Genomic DNA, 21,212 nt, shown 5'->3' on the forward strand with positions numbered 1-21,212 from the left:
TTTATTCCCTCCATTTTTTAACGTTAACGAGTTATATTATTTCTTTTCTACCGCATGTCCACCAAATTCATTGCGCAGTGCTGCTACAACTTTCCCTGTAAATGTATCATTGTCTAATGAGCGGTAGCGCATTAATAGAGACATTGCGATAACAGGAGTTGCTGTTTGAAGGTCTAATGCTGTTTCTACTGTCCATTTCCCTTCACCAGAAGAATGCATAACGCCCTTAATTTCATCCAGTTTTGCATCTTTAGAAAATGCGTTTTCAGTCAATTCCATTAACCATGAACGAATAACTGAACCGTTGTTCCATACTCTTGATACTTTTTCATAATCGTAATCAAATTCACTCTTCTCTAAAACCTCAAATCCTTCACCAATAGCAGCCATCATTCCGTATTCAATTCCGTTATGAATCATTTTTAAGAAGTGACCACTACCAGCTTTTCCTGCATATAAGAATCCATTTTCTACAGCTGTATCACGGAAGATAGGTTCAACGATGTCCCAAGCTTCTTGATCTCCTCCGATCATGTAACAAGCACCATTACGAGCACCTTCCATTCCGCCAGAAGTTCCTGCATCCATAAAGTGAATACCATCTTTCTTTAATTGCTCATATCGGCGAATAGACTCTTTATAATGTGAATTACCAGCTTCAATTAAAATATCCCCTTTTGATAAAAGCGGAGTAATCTCATTAATAACAGAATCAACAACAGCGTGCGGAACCATTACCCAAAGAATTCTTGGTGACTCTAATGATTGAACAAGTTCGTTTAAACTAGATGTACCTGAAGCACCGTACTCTTTCATTTCTTCCACCGCACTCGTATTTAAATCAAATGCCGCTACTTCATGTTTATGATCAATTAAATTCTTCCCTAAATTTAATCCCATTTTACCTAAACCAATTAATCCTACTCTCATAATATAATTCCTCCTTGAATTACCTTTCATCATAAATACACATTAATAAAATTATGAATATCTTTTTGTCATATTTCTTTACTTATAAGGATGTACTTATTTTTTCAATCCTTCATCTAACCACCATTTAAATTCACTTTCTTGTAATAGAGCATGAGCAGCATCCGGACCATACGAGCCAGACTCATATTCATGAAGTGGTAACAAGTTTTCTTCGAATGCTTCAAGTATTGGCTGTACCCATTCCCATGACAATTCAACTTCTCTCCAGTGAGCAAAGAATGTAGAATCTCCACATATAGCATCATAAATGAGTCTTTCATAAGCTTCCGGTATTCCCACTCCTGTTTGCTCACAAGTAAAATGAATACGGATCGGTTCAAGCTCTCCATTGTTCAATGGATTTTTACTATTTAATTGGAGTGAAACATTTTCATTTGGGCTAATTTCAATGATTAACAAATTAGGCTCTGCATTAGGATTACTATCTTGATATTGCTGTTTTAACGTATTTTTAAATTCAATTACAATACGAGTAGACTTTTCTTTCATTCTTTTTCCTGTTCGTATATAAAAAGGAACATCCGTCCAAAATGGGTTATCAATCCATAAGCGAGCCGCAACATATGTATCTGTTTGAGAAGAAGGATTTACTCCTGGCTCCTCTCTATACGCTACAACTTCTTGTCCTTTTATCTCCCCTGAAGCATATTGTCCGCGAATGATATGGTTCTGAACGTCTTCTTTTTTCACTTTACGAAGAGTTTCCATTACCTTTCGTTTTTCCTCACGAATTTCACATGCATTTATCTTTTCGGGCAGATTCATAGCAGTCATCATTAATATTTGCAACATATGATTTTGAACCATATCGCGAATGGCTCCTGCATGATCATAATATGCTGCCCTTTCTTCTACCCCAACCGTTTCACTAGCTGTTATTTGTACATTCGCAATATGTTCTTTATTCCAAATCGATTGAAGAACAGGATTTGCAAATTCAAGTGCTTCAATGTTTTGAATCATCGGTTTACCTAAATAATGATCAATACGGTATATTTCGTCTTCTTCAAACGTTCGACTAAGCCTATCATTCAGCTCTCGAGCAGATGTAAGATCATGACCAAACGGTTTCTCAATCATCAGGCGCTTCCATCCATCCGTTTTATCCAGTCCACTTTCTTTAATATTTAAAGCAATTGTCTCAAAGAAGTCAGGAGTAACTGAAAGGTAGAACATTCTATTCCCTTGTATGTTTTGTTCTTCTTCCCTTTCACGAACTACTTGTAATAACCTTTTATAATCTTCTGGCTTATTTACATCTAACGGACAATAACGAAAATACTCTAAAAAATCTTCTATTTTCGGAGTACCTTCTTCTCTGCGACGCGAAAAAGTTTCTATGGACTCTTTTATTCTTTTTTGAAAATCTAAATGAGATACTTCACGTCTTCCAAGCCCAATAACGGATATTGGCTTTGGAAGCTTTTGATCTCTATATAAGTTATATAGCGCGGGGTAAATTTTCCTTTTAGCTAAATCCCCTGTCGCTCCAAATAAAACAAAGGTCATTGATTCCAATTTCAGTCCCCCTCGTGATGTATAGTCATTGTCACCTTAGTAAAAATGCATTGTACAGAAGCTACTACTATTGTTGATCCAATCTTACTTCTTAACTTCTAATTTTTTATATTTGTCGCTTTCTAATTGTCCCCAATATTAATATTGGCAATTCAAAGCATTTTTACCACATGCTACTTACCTACCTTAACTTATATAAAATAACTTAATTACTTTTAGTAATTTAATTACGTTATGTCTACCATATTAACTACATAGATTATAATCGTCAAGAAAAGTGTCTCGAATTAAAGATTTTTATTCCGTAACATCTTATTAGAAATATGTTCATGAACTGAATAATAAAAAGGCAAAACCGAACATATTCTTGTTTGGTTTTGCCTTTTTATTATTGTTTCAAATGATTTTTAACTGCCCTTATAACTAATTCATGATCCTCTTCTGGTGGTAATCCTGAAACTGTTATCATTCCAATAACCCCTACATCTTTTATTTGGACAGGAACGCAGCCACCAAACGCAGCATAATCCGAACTATCTAAAAGATACTTTTCATTATATGGAATGCCCGTTATTTCACTTTGTATCTGCATATAATACGAGCTATGATTATGCAAAGAAACAACTCGTTTTTTACGCTCAATCCATTGTGTATTTTCCGCAGTTGTCCCTGTCATCTTGAAATGAAATAGTTGCACACCATTTTTCGCTATATCAACAGCAATCAATTTCCCTTCTTTCCTCGCTGTTTCAACGATAAATAAACCTATTTGCAAAGCATCTTCATTTGTAAAAGAGGAAAATTGAAGTGTTTCCTCCTCTATTAAAATTTGTTTACTGATTTCATTCAAATTTAAAGTACTCATATGTTTATCCCCCTTACTCACTTTATGCCACATTGATATTTTTGAATTTCTATGGCTCTATCGGACGACCTTTCTACTGTAAAGCGTATACTCTTCTTCCTGGTGCTATTATGAATTATATTTAACACACTAAAAATGTATGTCCTCTAATGCTAAACATTTCGTATAGAAGTTTTCTTCCGGATACTACTTGCAAACATAAAAAAACCAGTTGCTTAAGCAACTGGTTCACTAAAAGTTTTATATAGGATATGCATTTAACCAAAGGAATGATTGTTCATAATTATCAAAAAATTTCACAGATTCTTTTATATTGGATTGTTGTAAATAATTCAGTATCTCTCCTTCTTCAAGGAGAAAAGCAATTGCCTTACTGTGATTCAAAATCGTTTCATTGAAAAACTTATCTTTCCATAATTTTTGAACAGAAAAATGATCTGGCGTGTATCCTTTTCTATCCACCAGCAATTTGTATTTCCGCTCCTCGGAAATGAATTGCTGACAAACTCGCTCGAAACCATTAAACCATTCATACACATCATCTGTTTTAATCTTGCCAATAAGATGGGTAACAATTATATATCCCGAAACCGTTATACTAATATTCTGTTTACTCAACCTGAAATCATCTCCCTTAACTACAATTATGCGGAAGTATCTCAGAAAATCAATAAGATAAAACTGTAACGCATTAAAAAGGGACAGACCCTCCAAACGGAGAAGCCTGTCCCAAAATCATTCTATTTAATATTAGAACTAACAATCGTGAATTAGAATAATGACTTAATACTTGCTAAAACAGTAAGTACACCTACAATAATAACAAATACGTTACTCATTTTTCCTTTGTATTTAGCTAGTGCTGGTACTTTTTGAATCGCATACATCGGTAATAGACATAAGATAGCAGCAACTAATGGACCACTTAGAGAATCAATAAGTCCAAGAATACTTGGATTTGTATAAGCAACAAACCAGCATGATAATACAACAAAAGTAAGGACGATTGTCTTAATTGTTTTTTCTTCAATTACTTTTCCACGTGATTTACCGAACTTAATAATCATGTCACGCATTACTTCAAATGCTCCGATATAATGGCCAAGGAAAGATTTTGTAATAGCCACAAAAGCAATGATTGGAGCTGCAATCGTGATTACAGGTGAATTAAGCTCATTAGCAAGATATGAAAGGATTGATAAGTTTTGCTCTTTTGCCATTTTTAAATCCTCTGGAGTCAAGCTTAATGTACTACTCCAAACGAAGAACATAACTACAGCGAATGTCATGATATAACAAACTTTTTGTATTTGCGCACATTTAGCATCAGTAGCTTCTATTCCATACGTAGCTCTCTGTTTCACAACAAATGATGAAATCATAGGTGAATGATTAAATGAGAATACGATGATTGGTAGAATCAACAGTATCGTTCCAAAATATCCTGTTCCTGTTGAAGCAGTAGAAACAGCTGAAAAGCTAAGCATTGACGTATTCCACTGTGGAATTAAAGATATTGCGATAAACAGTAGAGAAGCTATGAAAGGATACACTAGCATACTCATGATCTTTACAGTAATATCTTGACCAAAATTCAGTATAGCGATAAGACCAAGAACTAATACAAGTGATAAAATAGCCCTTGGAGGCTCTGGCATGTGCAATTGATGCACGATAAAACTACTTGCAGTATTTGTAAGCGCAACCGAATACATTAGTACGATTGTATAAATTGAACCGAAATATACGATGTTAAAAATGATACTTGCTTTATTTCCGAAATACTCTCTAATTGTACCTGTGATCCCCTCATCAGCAGAATTAGAAGCGTATATCATTTTAGCAAGTGCCCTATGTGAGTAATACATAACTGGATATGCAAGCAATGTAATTAGTAGTAATGATAATAAACCACCTGAATCTGCATTAATCGGTAAAAAGAGCACCCCTGCTCCAATTGCAGTTCCAAATAGGCTCAATGCCCATGTAGTATCCTGCTTATGCCACTTTTTCGGATCTGCATATTGCTCATTTTCTAGTGCGATATTTTCAGCTTGAACTTCTATTTTCTTTGCAGTATTCCCGTTCATATAATAACTCCCCCTTGTATCTATTCCTACGTCTCTCTTTATAGCTAACAAATATTTACCTTTTTGGATAATGAATTCCTTACAAGTTGCCCCACATTGTATGTCCTTCATCATAATGAATCCAAATTGAAACATTCTCTAGTTAGCGTCCTAACATAAATGTTAGCGTTCACAAAAAAGTTTACTCGTACTATCCGCTCTTTATATAAAGACCGCTTAAGAGAACAATATTGAATAGACTTCATAAATACGTTGCAACATTTCTAATAACAATGTATTACTTTAATGGTTTCTCTGAATTACTTGTAACAGTAATTTTAGTTAAACCGGCCTCTCTTCATTTATGAGGCATTTCTTTCTCAATTCTATACATCACTTTAATAGCTTCGGCAGCATTTATGGTATTGATTACACAAGCCACTGAAGCACTTTACATACATTTCGCCTCTAACCACACACCTTTCTGACTAGTAATCGCATTTTTTATATTTTCTCCAGAGATAATATAATTTCTCTCGACGCCCTCATTATAACGTGTATATTTATAAAATTAATATTTTTATATTTTCTGAAATATTAAATGGATATAATTTTACATGGATAATATTTTACAGTTAGCATGTAACCCTTGTCCCTATCACTTATAACGAAATTAATCAGCATAAAATACAGTAAAATATTGTTTATTTAAGCTACTCATTTTAAAAATATTTATATTCTTCTTTATATAAAAATTTTATTTTGATTTAAAAAAGATATTCTAATAAATAATTAACGTGGTTAAAAAGAAATTTCTTTTTAAATGCATAAACCAATTTTTAGGTTATATATTATCAACATTGCATTCATATACATTTTTAGGGAAATACATATTTTAACTTGATGACAATAAGAGAACCGCTAACATTTCGCAAAAATCTTCGCTAAACGAAAAAATAAAATAAGCTGCCCATATGGACAGCTTATTTACATCATTATCATTGTTAGGAGTGGGCAAACGAATCACTTCAATGTCATCTTAATTTTAGTTTTTTCAGCTCTTCTTCAGGGATACTTCTATGTTTGTTTTGAATGGGTTTTATTTCATTTCCTTTTATACGAAAAGTAATTGTGCCCTCTCCATAAGGCGGATTGTGTGCCCCTTCAAAAGTTTGAATTTGCACAGTTACATAGAAAATATAATTTGCTTCGTCTTTTGTTATTTCAACTATTTTTTCAGAACCTCGATACCAAAGCTTCGGTTCCTTATAATATTTTTCAACTTCTTTGCTTATTGGTTCTATTAAAACCCCTCATTAACTAGCTCTTTTATCAAGTTTAATTTTGCAGAAAGCTCAATAAACCATTCTTCATCCCCTGTTAATAATGCAAGGTCTATAAGATAAAGGATTTGCTCCTTATTTATTACCTTTGATTCAGGGAGTTTGTTAACGTGTTTACTAAAGAGTAAAATCGCTTCGTTCATTGTGTACTTGTCGTCACGTTTCACAATGCTAACCGTAACTACATCTTCCACTTCATCAAGTGATACAATGTAACCAACTATGAATTCACCCTCATTTGATATTCCACGAATCCAATCTCCCACTTTTAAAACATGATTATTATTTGACATCATACTTTTTCACCTTCTTATACATATTTTTTGTAACGATAAAAAAGATATAAAAACTAACTTAAACTGCAATATTTTTCATTACAGTTATTTTTTAAGAACTCACGGCTACATAATAATTAGGCCGCTTAATGTTCTTGATTAATAAGGTCAACAACTTCTTTCATTGTATAATTCTTTAAATATTCACCTAGATGTTCTTCCGCACCTAAGAAAATAGCAAAAAGAACTTTCCGCATGTTCGAACCTACAATACACTGATCATTTGATTCTGGACACTTCGGCTGTAATGCCCCTTCAGAGGTTATTTGATACATATTCCAAAGATTAATTTCACTTAAATCTCGGGCAAAAATAAAACCTCCACCCGTTCCCTCTTTTGATTGTATAAACTTATGTTTTTTTAACAAACTTAGCACTTTGCGAATGCGTACTGGATGAACACCTGCACTTTCGGAAATAGCATTACTTGTTGACATCCGATCTGGCTGTAAAGCTAAATAAGTTAAACTGTGAATGGCCAAGGTAAAGTCGCTGTTCATTGTTGTCCTCCTACGATAAAAAATATGATTTCTCGCTTCGTAACATACTGTAGCCATAAATATTACAGATAGGTTAGTCAAACGTTAAAATATAAAAGAAGCATGCTTAGCATGAAAAAATAAATTCCTTTATATTCTATCAGAACTCCCCTATATCTCCTAACTTCATTTAGCTTTTTAAGTTGCAAATAAATTTAAAAAGTCCACTGTTTCTTAACTTGTTCTTCTGCCAATTGTTTAATTTTTGTCCAAATCGTATCTTTACTCACAATAACATTTGTGTGATAGTTTCTATCTTTATAATTAACTGTGACACATACTTCAATCACTTTTGTTTCCTCCTTTCAATATATTACTTATTAATTAGCCATTTTTTGCAATTCAATATTCAAAAATGTTCGAACGCTACGCGGTAAAAATTTACGAATTTCTTCCTCGTTAAAACCAACCTGTAATCTTTTTTCATCCAGCATAATGGGACGACGTAACATTTGAGGATACTCAATTATTAATTTATAAAATTCATTAAGCGAAAGCGCCTCAATATTTATATTTAATTCCTGAAAAGTTTTAGATCTAGTTGAAATAATTTCAGTAGCACCATCTTCAGTTAAACGAAGAATTGATTTAAGTTCATCGACTGTAAGAGAATTGGATACGATATTTTTTTCGGTATAATCAATTTGATTCTCTTCAAGCCATGCTTTTGCTTTTCGGCATGAACTACAGCTTGCTGTCGTATATAAAATCACCATATTTTACACACTCCTTTACTTTTTAAATTATTATATAGATTATTGAAATGTATTTAAAAAAATTACATTTTAGAATGAAATACACGTTATATTATTTATTCAAAATATATTTAATTTATCTATTTTTTACAAACGATGGCAACTCACTTCTAAAAACCATACTGTAATTTTAAACTTTACAGTTCAATTAATCAACTGTTAAGTCTTGGATGCATTCCATTAGCGAAACAAATTATATTCCACTTTATTCATTTCTTTCCTACATGTTTAGCATAATAAAAGCTACTGCATTGAACACAGCAACTTTGTAGGAGGAAATACGCGAACAAAAAAGCAAAGCGCGCACACTTTGCTTCTTACAAAATCCCTTTTAACTTTTTACCAATTAACTCCGCTACATATTCATAACCTTGTCGGCCAAAATGTAAACCGTCTTTTTCATCATCTTCTACAAATCTTTTATAACTCTGTTCTTGAATCATCTCAGCATATAAATTCAGAAAATAACTTCCTGTTTCCTTCGCCACTTCCTCTACTACGTCTGCATACTGACCAATTACTTTATTGGTTCTATTATGCTGGCGTTTTTCATCAGCTGTAATACTATCACCGAAGCATACTAACGTATTCATAAAAACTAACTCTTCTTTTACGTATGAAATAACTTTCCTTCTACCGCTTTAATATATCTTTCGGCAGAACGTTCCACTGCCTCATTTGCATTCTCTTTCACTACTCCGTGAAACGCATTATATAAACGATTAAACTGTAACGGCTTCACTCGATTCGCCATTTTCTCCACTTTTCTCGCTGGTAATGGAATTAAGTTCGGATAGCTGTACATGAAGCTCACCCACTGCCTATCCGCTACGACTTGAATAATATCACCTGTTAATAAAATACCTTTCCCATCATTTCCTTCTTCCCAATGTAATACAGAACCGCCGCTAAAATGTCCTCCAAGACGATGAATAGTAATTCCATCCGCTAATTGTAAAGACTCGCCAGACCAGTAAATAATACGACTACTCGCGCGTACTACCCATTCCTTATCGTCTTCATGTATATAAATTGGTACATCCAACGTTTCTGCCCATTCGATTTGCGTTGAATAATAATGAGGATGAGACAGTGCAATCGCATCTAACCCGCCCCACTCTTTTATCTGCTCAATTGTCGTTTCATCTAAATAAGTAATACAATCCCATAATAAACGATAGGCATCCGTTTTTATGACAAATGCCGTTTGACCGATCGCAAATTTCGGTTTTGTCGTAATGCTATAAAGTCCATACTCTTCTTCTATCACTTCATTTTTATATGTATCACTCGTTCGCAAGTTTTCTAGAGTCGTCCAAGACTGCCCTTTCGGATTCACATATTGTCTCTCCTCATCACAAATAACACAACTTACCGGTTCTTCTACACTCGCTGCATACTGTACGCCACACGTTGTACAAACGAAATTTTTCATCATAATTCCCCCTACCCCGATATTTTTATGAAACTGATTTTTGTTGATACTGATCTAATTTTTTATTTTCAATTAATAAACCAATTAGACTGAGTAAATAGACAACTGTAACTGACAATGGAATGACAGTAAATCCATTGTCTGCAAAAAGAATCCCGCAAGCTGACGTTACGAATACAGTCCCTACTGCCAATAAACCATAACTTGTACTTTCATAAATCCATACGTACGGTACGAAATGAACTCCTATTAACATTGCTACTACAAAAGGTAGCCACTCTGGAAATTGAAAATAGGCAAGTAATACAAACGGAATATTTAATACATTTATCCCGCCAATTAATCCAGCTAAAGTCCCTAGCGGATTTCCTTTCGCAAACATATCAATTTTCAATATAGCAGCTATCATTAAGCCGAAAGGAAATACACAACCCATACCAATTAAATACACCCATACAACTTGCTTTTCTGAAAGAAGAACACCCGTTATACTTGCTACAATCCAAAATAAAATACCAGCTATTATAACTGGAAATCCTCTTTTCGTTCTTTGTGCTAAATCTCTTTTTGCTTCTGAAATGTTCATTTCACTACCTCCCCAAAACTATTTGTACTATAAAGCCGGCTTAATTTCGCCCATCCAATAACGCCAAGCTAGTAAATAATCTTCTAAATCTTTCGGGTGGTGTCTCAAACATGTATCTATACGCAAATATAATCCTATGACTATTTCGTCGTACAAATCCCGCTCTTTTTTCTGAAATACACATTGTTTCATCACATAATTAATCGTTTCTTTCGTTAAATCTTCAGGAGTTGAACAGAACGCATAAATTAAGTCATGCAAAGGATCTCCGAGAACTGGTAACGGATCAATTACTCCATGTAACTTATTCTGCCGGAATATAAAATTATGAAATCCGCAATCACCATGTATTAAAAATGGCTGATTTACTCCGGCATCCCTATTTGCTAGTTTAAGAACTTTTCTATACTCTTCCTCACTTATGTAACGTTTTACATTTTCATAAGCTGTCTTCACATTTCCCGTTAAAAATTCATTCCAAGATTGAACCGGACTTTCTTTCCATCCCCAGCCATCTGCCTCCGGAACAATTTTATACTTATTGATCACTTCTTTTACAAGTGTACGAAGCGTACTTCTTTTATATCCTTGTTCGCACGAAGTATTACCTTCAAGGAAAGAATATACGAAATATGTATGGAAAGGTTCCTTATACAAAAGCTTTGAAAATAAAGTATTCCCCCCATAAAACGAGAGAAAATTAGCTTCTTCACGTATTACGTCCGGTTCATTCAGCTTTACTACATATTTTTCATCCAACAAATACACAGTACTTGTCGTTCCTCCGTTCAACGCTTTTATGCTATTTGGATCATGTGAAATAACTTTCTCCTTAACGAGTTGTGTAGCAATTATTGAAATGTCCATTCCCTCATCCTTTAATTCCGAAGATTCCCTTAATTTAAAAGACAACTTTACTATTATTTGACAAACAAATAGGAAACCCCTTCCAAAATCTTAATATAACAAAAATTCATTTACTTATATATTTCAAAAATAGGGAGATAATAACAATAACGCTACATACATATAGGAGGTCACTATGAAACCTGAATTTTTAAAAGCGGTACATGATGCTATTGGAAATGTTGAGCACATTCATATAGAAGAAAGCGGCGCTGATAGCTTACTTATCCATCATGATGATGCACAGCAGTTACAGCAAGTCGCTAAAACGTTAGAAAACAACAATTTCCGCTCTGCTTTAAGAACAACTGGAGACGCTTCGTATATTGAAGTGTTGAACAGATAATGAAAGTCCGGATGTATTCCGGGCTTTCTTTTTTATATCGAAACTTCAAACTCTTTCACATACACCGCTGTTCCAGCAATATCTATTTTTAACTTCTCATTTTCTACATCTTTCGTTACATATACCGTTACACGACCATCTTTATTCATTTCCTGTCCTTGTTCAACGATTAATTCCATTTCATGATCGAAATCTTTCTTCAAATACGTCGCATAGTACGCTCCCATTACACCAGAAGCTGTTCCTGTCACTGGATCTTCTATTGTTCCAGAATAAGGTGATGAAAAATGACGACCGTGCATTTTTGCTTCTGCATTATATGTTTCTATGCAAAGCGGATGAATAGAGGCATTCGGTATTTCTTTTAACACACATGGAAATTCATTATTATTAGGTTTCATTTTCTCACATGCTTCTAGATTTTTAACAGGTACAATTACAGTCCAAATACCAGTACTTCCATAGACAATTGGTAATTTTCCATCTAAATCATTTACTTCAAGACCAATACTATGTGCTAATGCCTCTTGAGAACCTGTAAAACCTTGAAACTGGGGTGTTGCTTGTCTCATTTTAATAACTGTCTCTCCACTTTCATTCGCACCTATATGTATCGGTAAAATCCCTGCCTTCGTTTCAATTGTTAAATTATGATTCCCTTCTAATAATCCCCTTTCATGAAGTGCATATATAGTCCCTATTGTCGCATGACCACATAAATCCATTTCATGACCGGGAGTAAAATAGCGAATTTTTATATCTGCTACTTCTGAACAAAGAACGAAAGACGTTTCGTTAAACCCAACTTTTTCAGCAATACGCTGCATCTCCCCTTCTGTTAATCCATCCGCTTCTAATACAACACCTGCTGGATTTCCCATATTCGGTTTATTCGTGAATGCGTCATAATGAAATACGTTTATAGTCTTCATTTTCTTTTCTCCTAACTTTCTTTAAAATTTTTATAATAAAGCTCTAGCTCCGTTTTCACCGAACAATGATTTCTCCAAAATACCTTCTGCATCTTTTCATTTGAAGTATGTGTGCTTCCGATATAATAAGTAGCGCCCATTTCTTTTAATATATGTAAAGATTGAAGATGCAGTTGAGAAGAGATTCCTTTCCCTCGATAATGAGGCATTACCCCAAAGTAAAATAATCGTCCTTCACTTTCTGTTCCATGCTCTATATGCGGTATGGACAAACCAATTGGCTCATTTTTATCATAAAAAACAATGCATGACTTCTCCCAACCTTTACCTAACTCTGTTTGCACTGAATAAAAATGCTCATCAATAGTTAAATTGGAAGTTTGATTTCCTGAATTCAACATACACTGCTCCCAAATGCGTTTAAATTCTTTTTCTGATAATCTTTCTTCTATTGAACGGTATGTAAATTGTTTTTCAAGCGCCTCTACATCGTCTAACTCCCTACACACTTCTATCTTTGCTGCATGTAAAGAAAAATCCGCATCAAGTAACACTCTCGCATTTGAGTTATAACTACTAAACCTTTTATTTAATACAATACTCGCTCTTTTTAACTCCCAGTTAAAACAAATTTCTTCAAATCTACTTATCTTTTCTTTATAAGTTTGTACGTTATAAAAGGCATCTTCTTCTATCTCTTCAATCGTTACTGCATTTGGTAAACCATTTAATACTTTATTCGAAGGACCAAATAAACTTTGAACAACTGTAAGATCGTACTTCACCACTTTAATTCTCCTATCCCAGGCTCAATAAACTTCCCTGAAACATCCTCATTTGAATCAATTACCCAATCATATATATTTTTTGCTCCTTCTGCCGGAGTCATATTCGCATCAAAGGCACCAATGTCAGTCTTTAATTTTCCAGGGTGAATGGCAGTTACACGAATTCCTTTATTCTCAAACTCTTGTTGTAAGCAGAGCGTTAACATATTTTGTGCAGCTTTAGCAATTCGATAGGAATAGGAGAACTGACCTTGTGGAAACTCTTTGTTCGCCATTTTATGTAATGATCCTAATCGAGAGGACACATTTATTATTCTCGGATGATCCGATTTAACTAAAGCTACATATGTACCTTTTACAGCTCGAATTACACCTAAACAATGAATATTAAATAAGTCCGTTAACTCTTCTGAATTCGTATGTAAAACCTCAGTCTCCTTTCCAGTAATGCCAGCGTTATTTATAACTAGATCCAAATACTCTGTATATTCTTCGAGCTGGTTCTTAATTTGCTCCGTACTCTCCTCAATCGATAAGTCTGCCAATATAGGAAAACATCTACTACTAAACATTTGCTTCAATTGTGTTACCGCAGCCTCAGTTCTAACTAACGGATAAACAATATGCCCATTTTCATGAAATACTTTCACTAACTGTAACCCTAATCCGCGATTTCCACCTGTAATAAACACTCTCATATATCCATCTCCTTATTTTTAAAATAAATAAGAAAATCCATCCACTTCCCATTCTCTAAAGAAAACGCCTTTCTCTTGCATTCAAAAGAAAAACCCGCTCTTTCCGCGAGACGAACGGATGGCTCATTACCAACACGTATATGTAATTCAATTCTATGAAAATGAAGACGATTAAAAAATAACGATAATGCAGCTTTCACACTTTCAACACCGTACCCATTTTTCCAGTGTTGATTATGTATGGCATACCCCATCATCGCCCAATGATAGTCCATACGTAAAATTTTTATAAGCTCTAGCTTTCCAATATTAGCTCCGCCTTCTTTACGAAAAATACCTAATACATACATCTCATCTCGATGTGCTGCTTCATCAAACCCTCTAATCCATTCCGTGAACCATTCTTTCGTTGATGATGCCATAACTTGATAGCCATCGTCATATTTATACTGCGATGGTAGCCTCTTATGAAATCCATCGAACCAACTTTCATAATCATCATTTTGAAACGGACGAATCATAAGTCTCTCTGTCTCTATTTGTAATGGCGGCAACTTCATTTATATCTCTTCCTTTAATTAATGATTGAATATTCTTTATTATCTTACACAAAATACAAAATCTAGTAAATTATTATGTTCTAAACAAAAAATCCAGTTATGCTTTATACATAACTGGATTCCTCATCATCTAATCGCTTTTTATTTTACAAGTACAACTTCTCTTAATTCCCTCTTCAGCACTTTCCCTAAAGCGTTTTTCGGTAATTCTTTCATAAATACAACTTCTGGTATTTTATAACTTGCCAGTTTTTCTTTACAATGCTTTATAATTTCTTCTTCCGTTAAAGGCGTTTGCATATCTTTTACAATATACGCTGTCGGAACCTCACCCCAAAAGTCATCTGAAACTCCAACTACTGCAACTTCTAAAACACCGTGTATTTCATGAATAACATCTTCTACTTGATCTGGATATACGTTGTCACCACCGCGTATGATAACATCTTTATATCTTCCCATAATATGCAGGAATCCGTCGTTATCTATCATGCCAGCATCGCCCATGTTAAACCAACTATCTTTTACTACCTTCTTTGTCGCCTTTTCATTATTCCAATACCCTTTAAACATGTATGGACTTCTTACATGAATTTCTCCGACTTCATTTGTTGTTAGTTCATCACCTGTTTCTGGATGAACAATTTTTAATTCTACATGTTTAAGAGTTTTTCCTACAGAAGACATCTTTTCTTTTCCCATCATTGGATGCCATGAAGTTACAACCCAACCTTCTGTACTCCCATAGCCTTGCACCATATATATCCCTTTTTCCATATATTTTTGAATAAGTGTTTCTGGTACTTTTGTACCACCGCTTTGTGCTACTTTAAAAGTTGAAATGTTTCGTTCCTTTTTATTAAGCTCCTCAAGCATGTAGCTATAAACAGCTGGGAACGCAAGCATCGTCGTAATTTTCTCTTCTTCAATCTTATCCCAAATGAGATTAGAATTCGAATCAGCTAAGAAAATCATCGTAACGCCATGATAAATGCAATTTAAAATAGAAAGCACGCCACTCATATGGAACAATGGATGCACGGATAAAAAGCGTTCACCTGCTGGAAATTCTCTTTGGCCCGCAATCTCAGCAAAATAATGATGTAAGTTTTTATGTCCAATTACACATGCTTTTGCCTGCCCAGTCGTTCCTGAAGTAAATAAGTAAATCGCATCATCCTCTTCATGAACTTCTACATTCGGTTCTGTACTTGGCTGTTCTTGCAATGTTAATTCAAATGAACCAAAACCTTCTTCTGTCGTTTCAATTACATATGGAATTTCTTTAACAGCATCAATCTTTAATAAAACTTCATTAAATTTTTCATCAATAACTAACACTTTTAATTTTGCTTCTTTTACAATCGTTTCTAATTCATAAGCAGTAAGCTGATGATTTAGCGGAATAAATACAGCTCCAATTTTTAAACTTGCCATCATAACGCTTGGAAACGGATGATTATTTTTGCATAGTATTCCAATACGGTCTCCTCTTTGTACACCGTTATGTAACAAATAGTGTGCAAGCTGATTTACTCGTTCATTATACTGCTGAAACGAATACCTTTTCTCTCCCCCTACAAGCGCTTCCAAATTTGGTGATTGCATTGCTCTTTTTTGTAATAATTTTTGCATCGTTCTCAAGTAAAACTCCCCTTTATATATATTAGGTTTTTTATTTTACCAGATTAACTATTAATTTACTAAAGATTACACTTAGTGAATATAAAATTCATAAAAATAGCCATCTACTTAACAAGTAAATGGCTATTTCCTCTTATATATTCGAATACTGCTTATTCATCACATATCGTACATACTCAGGTGCACTTTTATCAATCTCTTCATCACTTAGTTTATATTCTGCACCATATAAATAAAACGAAGGTATAAATTTCATGTCTGTATATAAGCACGTAGCTTGAAATGGTTTCGTCAACTCATCCATCGTAATTCCGCTATTTTCATAGTCTTTTTCTAATCCACCGATAGAAATAGCTAGACCAAATTCTTTCCCTTTCACTTTATCTCCTTTTGATCCGTACGCAAATCCATATGTTAATACATCGTCAAACCATTTTTTTAATAATGGTGGTGTGCTGTACCAATAGAGCGGAAATTGAAATATATATCTGTCATGTTCTACTAATAGTTTTTGCTCTTCCTCAATATTAAACTCCCAATTCGGTGCCACTTTATATAATTCATGCACCGTAATTTCATCTGAATGTTTCTCAAGTTCTTCAATCCATCTTTTATTAATTTTTGATTTTTCAATATGAGGGTGTGCTACAATTACAAGTGTTTTCATCATCTTCCATCCCCTTTATAAATTATTCAATCCTTTACGTATTAGTATGAATGAGTCACATATAATTGAAAAGTACGTACTTTAAAGTGCTATAGGAACCTTAAAGTACCTGTGGAGGTGTTATATGAATCAAAATGATGACTGCCCAATTGCAACGACACTCGATGTTATCGGCGGAAAATGGAAAGTTTATATTTTATGTGTTTTGATGGATGGAAAAATGCGAACAAATGAAATTAAACGAGAAATTCCAAACCTTACACAAAAAGTTCTTACACAACAACTTAGGCAACTTGAAGCTGATGGGATTATCCATCGTACTGTATATCAAGAAGTACCACCAAAGGTTGAGTACACACTAAGTGAGCACGGAAAATCTTTAATGAAAATTATGAATGAACTATTTGAATGGGGAAAAGGTCATCAGATCAAAAGATTACATGACTAAAAGAACATTACCGTCTTTATTAAATCTTCTACATTCATATTAGTAGTTCAATATTTCTACTGAAATTTTATATTAGAGGGACTCCAACAACTCGTAATTTAGAACCCCAAATCTTTCAGAAGTAAAAAACAATAACATTCATCTATAAATACTCTTTATAACAAAAGTATCCTATACTTTTTACCTGATATTTAATTCAGACACTTTTATTGATCATCGCTAATCTTTTAAAATATCCCCCTATGGATGTATCCTTTTGCGAATTATAGCAACAACAAATAAAAATTACCGGTATAATAATCTGAAGGGGAATGTGCACAAATATCGAGGCTTTCTTCAATCCTAGTTCTACATGCTCCATATAATTAGCCGTAATCATAGGCGATAAAGGGACTCCACTCGTGTGCGAATTCAAGAAAACCTAAACCACCTATCCCCTAAAGAATTTAGGGAATAGATGGTTTAGGTTTTTTGATATGTGTCCTGTTTTCGGGATTCACTTCATATAAAGTAACATCTTTAATAATGATTATTTTAATACTACTCTTTGTCTTAACTGTCACCCTAGTAACTGGGCGATGGAGTTTCTTTTTTTGGGAGCTTACTGCCTAGTTTTATAAGTCGGATAACAACTTCCATCGCTTTTTTAAAATTACTACAGTAGACAAAACACTTTGCAAAGAGTGCCTGTACACGGCGTTTTTTTACATATATTTACCAAATGGCGTTTTTATTAAAAAACTTCTCACATTTAAATTGGACAAGCATATTTTATTATATAGGGAATCCCTACTCATAGAAAACTACCTTTCTAATCTAAGAGCACGCATATATGTGTGCTCTTAGACTGTTTACAATGAAATAAAGAATTTATTAATTCACTATCGGAAAAGTACCCATAATAACATCTTTATATTTATCTATTGTTTTTTGATTTTTATAAAACTATATTATTTTGGAGTTGGTTAATACGTTACAAAAAACTGACCGTGTAACCATTATGGTCCCTCCATTTTCACAAGTGTTTGTTACATTTTACTCATCATCAGGAGAACTTCTTTCATCAAAAGTCTTATCTAATACCTCTCCACATCCTGTATCAATGTATGCACTTAATGAAATTGAAAGCGAATTATTTGAAGTCGAGTTAAAACCACTACTACTTCAATAAAACTACGAATAGCGGAAAGACCTTTACAACTCCCACATGGAACTATAGCAGTAGCATTTTTAGCAAAAATAGCACAAGCAGAAGAAGCTGCAGCCTTTAATGCAAACGCCATTACATATCAATGCTACCCAATGGCTACTGCAGCAGACACGCTATATAGCTTTAACTACACACTTACTATGTAGACTTCTCATAGGAACTTCATTTTAGTTTCCAAGGAAACTAAAATGAAGTATAATTATATATGTACAATAGATAGCATTTATAAATCTATTTACAATTTTTCACATTATCTCTTAAACAATTAAATAGATGGAGGGCATGATATGGACAATTATTATGATGTAGCGGTAGTTGGTGGTGGTCCAGTTGGACTTATGGCAGCATGTGAATTAGCTATCCAAGGCGTAAAAGTTGTTGTTTTAGAGAGAAGATTAGACCGGGTACGAAATTCTAGAGCACTCACACTACACCCCCGCTCCTTAGAATTGATGGCTATGAGAGGTATTGCAGATCGATTTTTATCTAGAGGAAAGAAATTAAATACAAGTCATTTTGCTGCCTTAGATACAAGATTAAACTTTAAAAATTTAAATACTGATTTTCCATATACACTTTTTATTCCCCAATCTATTACAGAAGAAATATTAGAAGAACGTGCATTAGAATTAGGTGTAGACATTAAACGTGGGCATACTCTAAAAGACTTAAAACAGTATGAAACATTCGTACAACTAGAAATAGAACAAAGAGACACAATATATAAAATAGAAGTTCCATATGTAATAGGAGCTGACGGAGCAAGAAGTGTAGTTCGTGAATTATCAAATATACCGTTTAATGGAACAAACACAACAACTACTGCTATATTAGGTGATGTTATTTTAGAAGATATACCAGATACTCCATTTTTATCTACTTCTAATATAAATGGGATATTAATGATGGTACCTATTACAACTGATGTATTTCGTTTTGCAATTGTTGATCCTAAGAATCAGACAATACCTGTTCATGTAGCTGTTACAGAAAAGGAATTTATAGATAGTATTTATAGTATTACAGGTGAATACATTCAAATTAAGAGCACAATATGGCTTTCTCGTTTTGGCAATGCAACCAAACTAGCAAATGCTTATCAACATAAGCGTGTATTCTTAGCAGGCGATGCAGCACATATTCATTTCCCTGCTGGAGGACAAGGCTTGAATGTAGGTCTACAAGATGCTTTTAATATAGGATGGAAATTAGGACTCGCAATAAAACAAAAAAAATATGAAAGTCTATTAAAAAGTTATCATATTGAACGACATGCTGTGGGAAAACAATTTTTCAAAGAAGTACAAGCGCAAGAACAATTAATGATAAACTTTTCAAACGCAGGAATGGAATTAAGGGCGTTATTTTCGCACTTACTTACATACCCCGAGATAAATAACGATTTATCTGAAAGAGTAAGTGGTTTAGGGGTTAGGTATTCGTCGATGCACGATACAGAAAGGCATCCATTAATAGGAAAAAGATGTACAAATCTCACTATTTCTTCTCTAAATAAGAAAATTTATAAACTCTTTGAATTAATGCAGGATGGTAAATTTATCTTATTAATACACCCTTCTTATATAGATAAGATAAATAAAATAAATATTGATTCACACATAAAGGTGATAGTAGGAGAAATACAAGATTCCAAGTTGAAAAATATAGATACCGTTTTGATTCGACCGGATGGTCACATAGCCGACATTGAGTATAACAAGGTAGATAACTGCGAATAGTCCAGAAAAATGATTATCCATTGTATTAGTGATACAAGATAAATTCACTTTTATAAAACGAAAAGAATCCTATTTATTTAGGACTCTCTTCGTTTTGCCCATCTCACTATTTATAAAAACATATCTACAAGGGAAGAAACACTACATTTACAGTTAACTATAAAATCCCGTTCCAAAGGACTACCCAAAACTCCCCACCTACATACTCTCATGATCAAAAATATTTGTCTCTATTTCATATAAAGTATGATAAGCATCCATAAAGATAAAGAACAAAGGATAGCAAGCACTATACGAGTAGATAGTACCCTTACTTCAAAATCGGTTTTCTTGGATGGTTCAGGATATGCAATTACATAAATCCCTTTTAATAGTGCAAGCCATGCAATAAGTGTAATGAGTCCCTGCCAATTAAGTGTCCAAACATTATGTAGGATAACAGTACCTAACCCGAGGAAAATTGATAGAAAGCCATACATAATTCCAAATCCTCTGTCTTCTACCACTAATTTTTTCAGTTCACGTAGTATAGATGGTCGCACAAAAAGTATCCCTGAGATGATAACCGTTATCCAACCCCAAAAAAATCCTAAAAAAAGGCTTACCTCCATTATTACTCCACTCCTTTCAATTACATTTATATTTCAGTTATTTTCCCTTTAGTATTAAATCTATAGATAAAAAACTAAAAATGTAACTTTGGAGTAAAGTCGTACTCTTTATAAAATATTTCATGTGCACATAAATAACCCTTCACCTTACTAATTTTAATAAAATAATATTAAATTTAACAAGGTGAAGATTATACAATATTATTAAATAAATAAATAAATAAA

22 protein-coding genes and 2 pseudogenes are annotated in these 21,212 nt (G+C 33.7%); 3 read left to right on the forward strand and 21 right to left on the reverse strand.

Features of this window, described 5'->3' with window-relative positions; genetic code table 11:
* Window positions 1-36 precede the first annotated feature (36 nt).
* From gnd to QCI41_RS07230, 14 genes and pseudogenes are all read right to left on the reverse strand, one after another.
* Window positions 37-930 (reverse strand): phosphogluconate dehydrogenase (NAD(+)-dependent, decarboxylating), encoded by an 894-nt coding sequence (gene gnd, locus QCI41_RS07165; RefSeq protein WP_353837805.1) that lies wholly within the window; start codon window positions 928-930, stop codon window positions 37-39.
* A gap of 96 nt (window positions 931-1,026) precedes the next feature.
* Window positions 1,027-2,511, reverse strand: a complete 1,485-nt coding sequence (zwf, locus tag QCI41_RS07170; protein WP_353837804.1) for a glucose-6-phosphate dehydrogenase — start codon at window positions 2,509-2,511, stop codon at window positions 1,027-1,029.
* A gap of 388 nt (window positions 2,512-2,899) precedes the next feature.
* Window positions 2,900-3,376, reverse strand: a complete 477-nt coding sequence (locus QCI41_RS07175) for a heme-degrading domain-containing protein (protein ID WP_353837803.1) — start codon at window positions 3,374-3,376, stop codon at window positions 2,900-2,902.
* 240 nt (window positions 3,377-3,616) lie between these two features.
* Entirely contained in the window at window positions 3,617-4,090 is a 474-nt protein-coding gene (locus QCI41_RS07180; RefSeq protein WP_353837802.1) for an STAS/SEC14 domain-containing protein, read from the reverse strand.
* A gap of 56 nt (window positions 4,091-4,146) precedes the next feature.
* Entirely contained in the window at window positions 4,147-5,466 is a 1,320-nt protein-coding gene (locus QCI41_RS07185) for an aromatic amino acid transport family protein (protein WP_353837801.1), read from the reverse strand.
* 1,013 nt (window positions 5,467-6,479) lie between these two features.
* Window positions 6,480-6,755, reverse strand: a pseudogene (locus tag QCI41_RS07190) (DUF3888 domain-containing protein); the annotation flags it as partial.
* Window positions 6,749-7,084: an IDEAL domain-containing protein gene (locus QCI41_RS07195; RefSeq protein ID WP_353837800.1), complete on the reverse strand. Its 336-nt coding sequence runs from the start codon at window positions 7,082-7,084 to the stop codon at window positions 6,749-6,751. The pseudogene QCI41_RS07190 and the gene QCI41_RS07195, both read right to left, overlap by 7 nt.
* A gap of 125 nt (window positions 7,085-7,209) precedes the next feature.
* The gene (saiR, locus tag QCI41_RS07200; protein WP_098209330.1) at window positions 7,210-7,623 is read right to left on the reverse strand and encodes an Rrf2-family transcriptional regulator SaiR; all 414 of its coding nucleotides are present in this window, start codon (window positions 7,621-7,623) and stop codon (window positions 7,210-7,212) included.
* A gap of 194 nt (window positions 7,624-7,817) precedes the next feature.
* Complete coding sequence (locus QCI41_RS07205) at window positions 7,818-7,952, reverse strand: BA3454 family stress response protein (RefSeq protein ID WP_193672876.1); 135 nt, start codon at window positions 7,950-7,952, stop codon at window positions 7,818-7,820.
* 30 nt (window positions 7,953-7,982) lie between these two features.
* A complete protein-coding gene (gene spxA, locus QCI41_RS07210) occupies window positions 7,983-8,378 on the reverse strand; it encodes a transcriptional regulator SpxA (protein ID WP_353837799.1) in 396 nt (131 codons plus the stop codon).
* Between the two features lie 356 nt (window positions 8,379-8,734).
* A pseudogene (locus QCI41_RS07215) lies at window positions 8,735-8,971 on the reverse strand (esterase); the annotation flags it as partial.
* Between the two features lie 56 nt (window positions 8,972-9,027).
* The gene (locus QCI41_RS07220) at window positions 9,028-9,852 is read right to left on the reverse strand and encodes an MBL fold metallo-hydrolase (protein ID WP_353837798.1); all 825 of its coding nucleotides are present in this window, start codon (window positions 9,850-9,852) and stop codon (window positions 9,028-9,030) included.
* Between the two features lie 25 nt (window positions 9,853-9,877).
* Entirely contained in the window at window positions 9,878-10,438 is a 561-nt protein-coding gene (locus tag QCI41_RS07225) for a DUF7010 family protein (protein ID WP_349303087.1), read from the reverse strand.
* 27 nt (window positions 10,439-10,465) lie between these two features.
* On the reverse strand, window positions 10,466-11,305 hold the full coding sequence (locus QCI41_RS07230; protein ID WP_353837796.1) for a phosphotransferase: 840 nt from the start codon (window positions 11,303-11,305) through the stop codon (window positions 10,466-10,468).
* A gap of 175 nt (window positions 11,306-11,480) precedes the next feature.
* Between QCI41_RS07230 and QCI41_RS07235 the strand changes: the two genes are divergently transcribed.
* Window positions 11,481-11,690 carry a hypothetical protein gene (locus QCI41_RS07235; protein ID WP_000801653.1) on the forward strand — a complete coding sequence of 70 codons (210 nt, stop codon included), beginning with the start codon at window positions 11,481-11,483 and terminating at the stop codon, window positions 11,688-11,690.
* 32 nt (window positions 11,691-11,722) lie between these two features.
* Here the strand turns inward: QCI41_RS07235 and QCI41_RS07240 are convergent, their stop codons facing one another.
* From QCI41_RS07240 to QCI41_RS07265, 6 genes are all read right to left on the reverse strand, one after another.
* Entirely contained in the window at window positions 11,723-12,622 is a 900-nt protein-coding gene (locus QCI41_RS07240) for a PhzF family phenazine biosynthesis isomerase (protein ID WP_270672993.1), read from the reverse strand.
* An 11-nt stretch (window positions 12,623-12,633) separates the two neighbouring features.
* Entirely contained in the window at window positions 12,634-13,407 is a 774-nt protein-coding gene (locus tag QCI41_RS07245; protein ID WP_353837795.1) for a GNAT family N-acetyltransferase, read from the reverse strand.
* Window positions 13,404-14,108 (reverse strand): SDR family NAD(P)-dependent oxidoreductase, encoded by a 705-nt coding sequence (locus QCI41_RS07250; protein ID WP_353837794.1) that lies wholly within the window; start codon window positions 14,106-14,108, stop codon window positions 13,404-13,406. The genes QCI41_RS07245 and QCI41_RS07250 overlap by 4 nt, the downstream gene beginning before the upstream one ends.
* Window positions 14,105-14,668, reverse strand: a complete 564-nt coding sequence (locus QCI41_RS07255) for a GNAT family N-acetyltransferase (RefSeq protein WP_353837793.1) — start codon at window positions 14,666-14,668, stop codon at window positions 14,105-14,107. The genes QCI41_RS07250 and QCI41_RS07255 overlap by 4 nt, the downstream gene beginning before the upstream one ends.
* Before the next feature lie 141 nt (window positions 14,669-14,809).
* The gene (locus tag QCI41_RS07260; RefSeq protein ID WP_353837792.1) at window positions 14,810-16,312 is read right to left on the reverse strand and encodes a class I adenylate-forming enzyme family protein; all 1,503 of its coding nucleotides are present in this window, start codon (window positions 16,310-16,312) and stop codon (window positions 14,810-14,812) included.
* Window positions 16,313-16,445: 133 nt separating this feature from the next.
* Window positions 16,446-16,979 carry an NAD(P)H-dependent oxidoreductase gene (locus QCI41_RS07265; protein WP_353838854.1) on the reverse strand — a complete coding sequence of 178 codons (534 nt, stop codon included), beginning with the start codon at window positions 16,977-16,979 and terminating at the stop codon, window positions 16,446-16,448.
* Window positions 16,980-17,103: 124 nt separating this feature from the next.
* On the opposite strand from QCI41_RS07265, the gene QCI41_RS07270 reads away from it, so the two are divergent.
* Window positions 17,104-17,427 (forward strand): winged helix-turn-helix transcriptional regulator, encoded by a 324-nt coding sequence (locus QCI41_RS07270; RefSeq protein ID WP_046957878.1) that lies wholly within the window; start codon window positions 17,104-17,106, stop codon window positions 17,425-17,427.
* A gap of 1,497 nt (window positions 17,428-18,924) precedes the next feature.
* Window positions 18,925-20,376, forward strand: coding sequence for an FAD-dependent oxidoreductase (locus tag QCI41_RS07275; RefSeq protein ID WP_353837791.1), 1,452 nt, complete (start codon window positions 18,925-18,927; stop codon window positions 20,374-20,376).
* A 230-nt stretch (window positions 20,377-20,606) separates the two neighbouring features.
* On the opposite strand, the gene QCI41_RS07280 is transcribed toward QCI41_RS07275, so the two are convergent.
* Window positions 20,607-20,987, reverse strand: coding sequence for a hypothetical protein (locus QCI41_RS07280; RefSeq protein WP_075309500.1), 381 nt, complete (start codon window positions 20,985-20,987; stop codon window positions 20,607-20,609).
* Window positions 20,988-21,212: the final 225 nt, after the last annotated feature.

Source organism: Bacillus cereus group sp. MG4, from assembly GCF_040460055.1.
In the GTDB taxonomy this organism is placed as follows: Bacteria; Bacillota; Bacilli; order Bacillales; family Bacillaceae_G; genus Bacillus_A; species Bacillus_A wiedmannii.

What these genes read in the sequence shown, in the direction of transcription:
- gnd (WP_353837805.1), bottom strand. Translation starts at nt 930, where the DNA reads ATGAGAGTAGGATTAATTGGTTTAGGTAAAATGGGATTAAATTTAGGG.
- QCI41_RS07175 (WP_353837803.1), bottom strand. Translation starts at nt 3,376, where the DNA reads ATGAGTACTTTAAATTTGAATGAAATCAGTAAACAAATTTTAATAGAG.
- QCI41_RS07185 (WP_353837801.1), bottom strand. Translation starts at nt 5,466, where the DNA reads ATGAACGGGAATACTGCAAAGAAAATAGAAGTTCAAGCTGAAAATATC.
- QCI41_RS07195 (WP_353837800.1), bottom strand. Translation starts at nt 7,084, where the DNA reads ATGATGTCAAATAATAATCATGTTTTAAAAGTGGGAGATTGGATTCGT.
- saiR (WP_098209330.1), bottom strand. Translation starts at nt 7,623, where the DNA reads ATGAACAGCGACTTTACCTTGGCCATTCACAGTTTAACTTATTTAGCT.
- spxA (WP_353837799.1), bottom strand. Translation starts at nt 8,378, where the DNA reads ATGGTGATTTTATATACGACAGCAAGCTGTAGTTCATGCCGAAAAGCA.
- QCI41_RS07220 (WP_353837798.1), bottom strand. Translation starts at nt 9,852, where the DNA reads ATGAAAAATTTCGTTTGTACAACGTGTGGCGTACAGTATGCAGCGAGT.
- QCI41_RS07225 (WP_349303087.1), bottom strand. Translation starts at nt 10,438, where the DNA reads ATGAACATTTCAGAAGCAAAAAGAGATTTAGCACAAAGAACGAAAAGA.
- QCI41_RS07230 (WP_353837796.1), bottom strand. Translation starts at nt 11,305, where the DNA reads ATGGACATTTCAATAATTGCTACACAACTCGTTAAGGAGAAAGTTATT.
- QCI41_RS07235 (WP_000801653.1), top strand. Translation starts at nt 11,481, where the DNA reads ATGAAACCTGAATTTTTAAAAGCGGTACATGATGCTATTGGAAATGTT.
- QCI41_RS07240 (WP_270672993.1), bottom strand. Translation starts at nt 12,622, where the DNA reads ATGAAGACTATAAACGTATTTCATTATGACGCATTCACGAATAAACCG.
- QCI41_RS07250 (WP_353837794.1), bottom strand. Translation starts at nt 14,108, where the DNA reads ATGAGAGTGTTTATTACAGGTGGAAATCGCGGATTAGGGTTACAGTTA.
- QCI41_RS07255 (WP_353837793.1), bottom strand. Translation starts at nt 14,668, where the DNA reads ATGAAGTTGCCGCCATTACAAATAGAGACAGAGAGACTTATGATTCGT.
- QCI41_RS07265 (WP_353838854.1), bottom strand. Translation starts at nt 16,979, where the DNA reads ATGAAAACACTTGTAATTGTAGCACACCCTCATATTGAAAAATCAAAA.
- QCI41_RS07270 (WP_046957878.1), top strand. Translation starts at nt 17,104, where the DNA reads ATGAATCAAAATGATGACTGCCCAATTGCAACGACACTCGATGTTATC.
- QCI41_RS07275 (WP_353837791.1), top strand. Translation starts at nt 18,925, where the DNA reads ATGGACAATTATTATGATGTAGCGGTAGTTGGTGGTGGTCCAGTTGGA.
- QCI41_RS07280 (WP_075309500.1), bottom strand. Translation starts at nt 20,987, where the DNA reads ATGGAGGTAAGCCTTTTTTTAGGATTTTTTTGGGGTTGGATAACGGTT.